The sequence below is a fragment of the Nocardioides endophyticus genome (genome assembly GCF_039543845.1).
GTDB classification, from domain to species: Bacteria; Actinomycetota; Actinomycetes; order Propionibacteriales; family Nocardioidaceae; genus Nocardioides; species Nocardioides endophyticus.
Genome location: NZ_BAABKN010000036.1, coordinates 318,317 through 325,825 on the forward strand (window position 1 = coordinate 318,317; position 7,509 = coordinate 325,825).

Consider the following 7,509-nt stretch of genomic DNA (forward strand, 5'->3'; position numbering starts at 1 on the left):
TCCGGGCACGCCTCTGCTGGAAATCGGACGAAGAAGGTCGTGTTCCTCGGGGTCAGAACCCCAGTCCAGCCCACACGGTTCCGGCCTCGGGCATCGCGGCGATCTCATCGCGGACTCGCTCGGCCGCTGCCCGAAACGCCGGGTCCTGCGTGACTGCGGCGACGGCGGCTGCGATCGGCTCGACCGCGTAGTCCTCCGGAGCGACGAGCATCCCCGCGCCCGCACGGACCAGGAGCGCGGCGCTGTCCGGTTGGTCGGTCCCGCGCGGCAGGGCGACCTGCGGCACGCCGTGCACGAGGCCTCCGAGCATCGTGCCTGACCCGCTGTGCGAGACCAGCAGGTCGGCCCGCTCCAGCAGAGGGGCTTGGGGCACGAACTCGGCAACCACGGCGTTGGCGGGTATCGGCCCCAGTTCGTCGCGGTCGAGCCGGCGTCCCGTGGTGGCAATCACCACGCCGTCGTACGCCGCGAGGGCCCGCAGGCCGGTCATGAAGTCGGACGTGTCGGCGTTCTTGACGGTGCCCAGGGTGAAGTAGGCAACGGGGCGATCTGACGCGAGCGCGTCGGCCAGGTCGGGTGGCAGTGGTTGGCCCTCGCCAGCGCTCGGCCGGACCGCGACGGCCCCGGGCCAGGGCGGTGGCGCGTCCGGCTGCAACGAGGGCGGGCAGAGGTCCACGGCCTGCTCGGTCGAGAGCTGCGCCCACAGCTGAGGCTCGCCGATGGCGGCGCCGGCCGCGCTGATGAGTGGGGCGTAGAAGGGGAACATCGGTCCGATGCCGTGCACAACGCCCGGGATCGCGAGCCTGTGGGCCAACATGGATCCGGCCTGCTCCAGGACCTCGTGGACGACGATGTCGGGCCGCCACTCCGAGGCCATGGCAACCAGGTCGTCGAGCCGTTGGAGCGCAGGTGTGCCGAACAGTGCGACGACCCCATCCATCATCTTCTGTTCGTCTGAGAGGTCCTGGTCTGCCCACACCGCCTCGTGGGCGGACCACGCAGTCTCCCAGCTCGGCCCGACGGCGTGCGCGTCCAGCCCGCGAGCGGCCAGGGGACCGGTGAGGTTCGGACCCGTGGCAACCCGCACGTCGTGGCCGCCGCGCTGTGCCGCCCGGATCAGCGGCAGCATCGGCAGCGCGTGCCCGTACGCCGGGCACGCTGTGAACAGCACTCTGGCCACGCCATCAATGTGACACGGACTCCACCGGCCGTACACCCGATGCCCGTTGCCGAAGCGACACCGGGTCGCGGCGGCAACGGGCATCGAGCGCAGTCTTCCCGCTGGTGGCTCCACCGGTGATCCCCGTACCTGAGCCGAGCCTCGGTCAGGTGCCCTCCTCGGTCAGGGTCGCGGCCGGCAGCCAGTCGGCCCCGAGGAGCTGGGCGAGGTCGGCGAGACCGGTGGTATCGCTTCCCACCGTGTCGGAGGCTGCGGCGATCCGCTCCACCATCACCTTGCCGACCTGCTCCTCGACCGTGCCCTCGGCGTACGCGATGTGCCACGGCGAGACCTGGTGGTCGCGGTGGGTGCGGCCGGTCACCTGCCGTCCGGCGATTCCCGAGAAGCGGGCCTGGTGGAAGACGCCGACTCGCGGCTCGGTGCTCGCCCGGCGGCCGTCGGCAAGGGTCTCGCCGGCGTGCAGGCTGATCGAGGCGACCGTGGTGAATATGCAGACCTTCGCTCGTCCGGTCTGGAACCGGAGCCGCTCGGCCTCGGGGTCGAATCGGTCGCGGCCGTAGATCGTGGCCACGTCGATGCCGGAGTCACGCAGCCGGTCGGCGATCGGGTCGGCGGCGGTGGCGACGAACTCGACCGAGCACGCCACCTGTCGCTCGGCCTGGACCTGCTGGGCGATCCAGGCGACCGTCGAGTCGACCCGGATCAGCCCGGCCTTCTGCCGGAAGCGCAGCAGCGCGGCTCGGCCCTTCGCGACGCTTCGGCCACGTCGGGCGATCTCCATCTCACGACAGAACTCGCCCCACTCAGTTTCGTACGCCGTCCGCTCCGCCGGTGTGAGCGCCACCGGCATGCCGGAGATCGGCACCGGCCCCCACGGCGCGGCGCGGTGCAGCATCGCCGGGGGTCGCTCGTCGGCGAGCCAGCCGCGCACCAGCTTGAGGTCCGCGGTGCGTCGCGCCGCGTCGGTGGTCCAGGTCGCGCCGTAGCGCCCCTGCTCCACCCCCACGCCGTGGCGTTCGAGCGCGGCGGCGAACGCGACCCCGGGTTGCGCCGCCGAGGTCCACTCCTGCATCGGCTCGTCGAGCACCTGCGCATATGCCGGAGCTAGGTAGGGCAGCTCCAGCGGCGTGTGCCCAGGGGTCGCGGTCGTCGCGATGACGAACGGGGCCTTGTCGTGCGGCCGCCCGTGGCCCGAGATCCGCACCCAGTGCTTCCACCGCTTCGTCGTCGTACGTCGCAGCGCGTGGGCCTCGTCCGCGATGATCACGTCCCACGTGTGGTCCGTGACCTTTTCCAGCCGGTCCCAGGTGATCACGACCCAATCCAGACCTCCGTCGCCCAGTGCTGAGATGGTGCGGCACCAGTGGCCGATCGTGATCGCGGCGGGCCGGTCGGCCACGACGAGCACCCGTCGCGCGCCGCGGAGGTCGCCTACCGCCGTCGCCCCGAGGACCGCGGAGATCGTCTTGCCCACGCCGGGCTCGTCGGCCAGCAGGAACTGCCGTCCGCCCGCCGCGGCCCGCGCCGCGATCGCGTCGGCCGCTTCGAACTGGATCCTCCTGGGCTCGAGCGAGTCGGTCGGCTCCGGGCTGGGCGTCGGGTCGTCGGGGTTGAGGGTGTTCTCGATGAACCGACCCAGCGTGTACGGACTCGGGGCGTACGGCGCGAGGTGTGCGGGCAAAGCGCGGCCGACGTACAGGTGGGTCTTGACCTCCGGGTGCCAGCTGGCGCCATCGACCTGCGTCCCGTAGGGGACGTCGAGGACCCACAGTCGCTCGCCTGGCCCCACGGCCGGCAACGGCCGCTGTCGCGTCCCGCTCCGGCGCGGTGACGCGCTGCGCCGACGAGCACTGGACGGGCGACGACTGGGCACCCCCGGACGCTATCGGGGCTTCGCCGTCGATCAGAGCTGGCTCGCCCAGGACCGCTGCGCAGTCAGGACCGCCGGTCTGCCCGTGCTCGTGTCGACCGGTGGGGAAGAAGGCCGAGACCTACTCGTCGCCGTACAGCGCCATCAACATGTGGTCGTCCGAGAACGCCGGAGGGCTACTGGAGGGATGCCGTCATGCGTATCGAGACGAGCAGTCCTGGTATCTCGGCTCCCAGCTTGGCCGCGTAGCGGGCCGGCGGATCAGAGGGGAACCAACGGGCGTACTCCTCGTTCATGCCGGCGAAGTCGCCCGGGTCGGTGAGCAGCACGCCTACCTCGACGACGTCATCGAGCGTCGCGCCAGCCTCCCGCAGGATGGCCTCGCAGTTCGCCAACGCTTGCCGGGTCTGAGCCTGGATGGTGTCACCGGCCATGCGACCGGTGCTCGGGTCGACGCCGGTCGTTCCCGAGACGAACACCTGGGACCCGGCTCTGACTCCTTGGCTGAAGAGCGGCGAGCTCGGCGCGTTGGATGTCGTGATGATCTGACGGGGCATCTCGGACCTCCTGGTTGATCGTCCCATCGTCCGAAGTTCTGCGGAAGCGCTCGCCGGCGCGTGGCGTGCATATGCCCGTGAGGCGGTGACAAGACGCAGCTTTGAAGCCCGCCGACGCCATGTCGGATCGGCTCCGCCGCTCTTTGGACACACTCTCGGCCACCAGAGCTGACGAGGTTGCGGAGGTCCTGGAGATTGCGGAGGCACTGGTCTTCGACGAAGACCTGGAGGCTCTCTCAGGCCCCGATGGTGATGCCGATTTCGCAGGCGTTCCGTTGGCACGCGAGTTCCTGGACGGTGATCCAGGCACGCCGGGGGAACTGGCACGGTTACCGGCTCAGGTCGAGTTTCGGTGGCGACTCAATGGTGGTTCTCGCGCTCGTCGACTACACCGACGCTTACTGACCGGTCGAGTTGTGCAAGCCACTAGGTCGTCGGCAGCACCACAAATCCCCGAGCTTCCGGCTGTCGGCGGATAGGCGTAACCCTCGGGCGCGCTGATCGCGGCAGATCCGGACGTCCTGCCTTTCGACGAGCACACTGGAGGAGTGAAGACCGCGCTCCTCATCCTCGGGATCATCGTTGCCGTGTTCCTCTACCCGTGGATCCGCGTACTCCTTCGTCGGGAGCGGCACGGTCGCGCTTGAAAGATCACGCGCCACTCAGATCGACGCCGGTGCCCGGCGATCGGCGAAGACAACGAGTTAGCCTGAGATCTGCATGTCGAGTCCCAGGTGGGACGACCCCAAGCGGCATGGGTGCAGCCCATGAGCGTCAGGCGTGGCGCTGAGACGCTACGTTCGTGCCAGGCAGACCAAACGACTGGCCAGCCTGCGACGCTCCGAGGGTGAATCTCTGGCGGCCTGTTACTTGTTCGTTCTCGCGATGAGCACGGAGCGGCCGGCTTCGAGTCGTGCGATGGGGATGCGGAACGGCGAGCAGGAGACGTAGTCGAGCCCGACCTTGTCGAAGAAGTGGATCGAGCGCGGGTCGCCGCCGTGCTCGCCACAGACGCCGACCTTGAGGTCGGGCCGGGCCTTTCGGCCCTTCTTGGTGCCCATCTCGACCATCCCGCCTACTCCCAGCTGGTCAAGTGACTCGAAGGGGGAGACGTCGAAGATCGCGTGCTCGAAATAGCGCGAGAAGAACGACGCCTCGACGTCGTCGCGCGAGAAGCCCCACGCCATCTGGGTCAGGTCGTTGGTGCCGAACGAGAAGAACTCCGCCTCTGCGGCGATCCGGTTTGCCAGAAACGCCGCCCGCGGCAGCTCGATCATCGTACCGACCGAGTAGGTGAGCGTGACCCCGCGGCTCTCCTCGATCTCCTGCGCGACAGCGAGGATGTCGGCCTTGACGATCTCGAGCTCCCGCACGCTGGCGACCAGCGGGATCATGATCTCCGGCACCGGCCGCATCCCGGCGGCGGTCCGGTCGGCTGCCGCCTCCAGGATGGCACGGGCCTGCATCCGAAAGAGGCCAGGGATCTGGATGCCGAGGCGTACGCCGCGCAGGCCGAGCATCGGGTTCTGCTCGTGCAGTCGGCGGACGTGCTGCAGCAACACGCGGTCATGCTCGTCGACTGTCCCGCGCTCCTCGGCCAGCGCGACCTTGACCGACAGGTCGGTCAGATCGGGAAGGAATTCGTGCAGTGGGGGGTCGATCAACCGGATGGTCACCGGAAGGCCGTCCATCGCCTCGAAGATCTCGGTGAAGTCCTGGCGCTGCAGGGGGAGGAGTGCCTCCAGTGCAGCGGCCTGGTCGTCCTCGCTCTCGGCCACGACCAGCCGCTCGACCAGCTCGCGCCGGTCGCCGAGGAACATGTGCTCGGTGCGGCACAGTCCGATGCCCTGCGCGCCGAACCGCCGGGCGCGGGCGACGTCATCGGGGGTGTCGGCGTTCGCGCGCACCCGGAGACGTCGGGCGCCGTCGGCGTGCGCCATGATCCGGGCGACCGCGCTGACCAGGTCGTCGTCGACCTTCTCGCCCTCGAAGTGGCGCACGACCAGGGCTGCCGAGACCGGGACCGCGCCGGCGTACACCTCGCCGTTCGTACCGTCGATCGAGATCAGGTCGCCCTCGCGAACCGCCTCGCCGTCGCGGGTGCGGAACTCGCGCGCCTTGGTGTCGACGTCGAGCGCGTCGGCGCCGCACACGCAGGTACGGCCCATGCCGCGCGCGACGACCGCCGCGTGGGAGGTCTTGCCGCCGCGGCTGGTGAGGATGCCGCGAGCGGCGACCATCCCGCGCAGGTCGTCGGGGTTGGTCTCCTTGCGGACCAGGATCACGTCCTCGCCGCGGGCGGCGTACTCCACGGCGGTGTCGGAGTCGAAGACAGCCTTGCCGACCGCAGCGCCGGGGGATGCGTTCATGCCGGTCGCGAGCAGGACCCGCTCGGCGGACTCGTCGAACCGCGGGAACATCAGCTGCGCGAGCTGCTCCCCGGTGACCCGGGTGACGGCCTCGTCCATCTGGATCAGGCCCTCGTCGACCATGTGGATGGCGATCCGGAACGCCGCCTCCGGCGTCCGCTTGCCCACCCGGGTCTGGAGCATCCAGAGCTTCCCGCGCTCGACGGTGAACTCGATGTCGCACATGTCGCGGTAGTGCCGCTCCAGGCGCGCCATGATCGCGATCAGCTCGTCGTGGGAGGTGCGGTCGACCTCGGCGAGCTCAGCCAGACTGACGGTGTTGCGGATGCCGGCGACCACGTCCTCGCCCTGTGCGTTCTGGAGGTAGTCGCCGTACTCGCCCTGGGCGCCGCTGGCCGGGTCGCGCGTGAAGGCGACGCCGGACCCGGAGGACATGCCGAAGTTGCCGAACACCATCGCCTGCACGTTGACAGCAGTACCGAGGTCATCGGGGATACGTTCCTGGCGGCGGTAGAGCCGAGCGCGGTCACCGTTCCACGAGTCGAAGACCGCGCGCATCGCGAGATCGAGCTGCTCGCGCGGATCCTGCGGGAACTCCCGACCGGCCTGCTCGCGCACGATGACCTTGAAGGTCCCGACCAGCTCGCGCAGGTCGTCGGCGTCGAGGCCGAGGTCGTCGTCGGTGCCGCGTGCCCTCTTGGCGGCATCCAGCGCCTCGGAGAAGTGCTCGGCGTCGATGTCGAGGACGGTCACCCCGAACATCTGCAGGAGCCGGCGGTAGGAGTCCTGCGCGAACCGATCGTCCTCGCTCTGACGGGCGAGGCCGACGACCGAATCGTCGTTGAGCCCGATGTTGAGGACGGTCTCCATCATCCCGGGCATCGAGAACTTCGCCCCCGACCGCACACTCACCAGCAGCGGGTCGTCGACCTGCCCGAGCCGGCGTCCCATCCGATCCTCGAGCGCAGCCAGGTGCTCCGTGATCTCCTCCGCCAGTCCCTCGGGCTCGCCGCCGTCGGAGAGGTAGGCGCGGCACGCCTCTGTAGTGATCGTGAAGCCGGGCGGCACCGGCAGACCCAGGTTGGTCATCTCGGCGAGGTTCGCCCCCTTCCCGCCGAGGAGGTCACGCTGGTCCTTGCTGCCGCTAGCGAACCCGTACACGTAGACCATGCCCCACTACCTCCGCTGGCTCACCATGCTCATCCCACTGCCGGCCACGTCGCTGGCGTCGACCGGCGCCTCGGGCCAGTGAACCACCGATCGCGATCCATCGGCGGCTGCGGACCGTCCGACGGGACCGCAGCCGACCATCGCGCCCTCGATCACTGTCCACCACCGGGACGATCCCGATCTTCGAGTGCACCGTGAACGACCAGTAGGACGACCGCAGCTTCGGCCACGATGTCGTGAGCCAGCAAGGGGCGGCTCACTCTCACTGGCCATGCCGCTGCTGAGACTTCGACCGCGCCGGATCGCGGCTACTAGACACTTCCCTGCAGGATCGGTGTCTGGCCAGACTCGGTCCAGGTGTCC

4 protein-coding genes are annotated in these 7,509 nt (G+C 69.5%); all 4 read right to left on the reverse strand.

Annotation, left to right across the window (positions count from 1 at the left end):
- Nucleotides 1-52: 52 nt before the first annotated feature.
- The 4 genes from ABEA33_RS26025 to ppdK all read right to left on the reverse strand — a co-directional run bounded on the left by ABEA33_RS26025 (nucleotide 53) and on the right by ppdK (nucleotide 7,146).
- Nucleotides 53-1,180, reverse strand: a complete 1,128-nt coding sequence (locus ABEA33_RS26025; RefSeq protein ID WP_345530040.1) for a glycosyltransferase — start codon at nucleotides 1,178-1,180, stop codon at nucleotides 53-55.
- A gap of 145 nt (nucleotides 1,181-1,325) precedes the next feature.
- Entirely contained in the window at nucleotides 1,326-3,053 is a 1,728-nt protein-coding gene (locus ABEA33_RS26030) for a DEAD/DEAH box helicase (protein ID WP_345530041.1), read from the reverse strand.
- A 173-nt stretch (nucleotides 3,054-3,226) separates the two neighbouring features.
- Nucleotides 3,227-3,607 (reverse strand): RidA family protein, encoded by a 381-nt coding sequence (locus ABEA33_RS26035; protein ID WP_345530042.1) that lies wholly within the window; start codon nucleotides 3,605-3,607, stop codon nucleotides 3,227-3,229.
- Nucleotides 3,608-4,473: 866 nt separating this feature from the next.
- A complete protein-coding gene (ppdK, locus tag ABEA33_RS26040; RefSeq protein ID WP_345530043.1) occupies nucleotides 4,474-7,146 on the reverse strand; it encodes a pyruvate, phosphate dikinase in 2,673 nt (890 codons plus the stop codon).
- Between the last annotated feature and the right edge of the window lie 363 nt (nucleotides 7,147-7,509).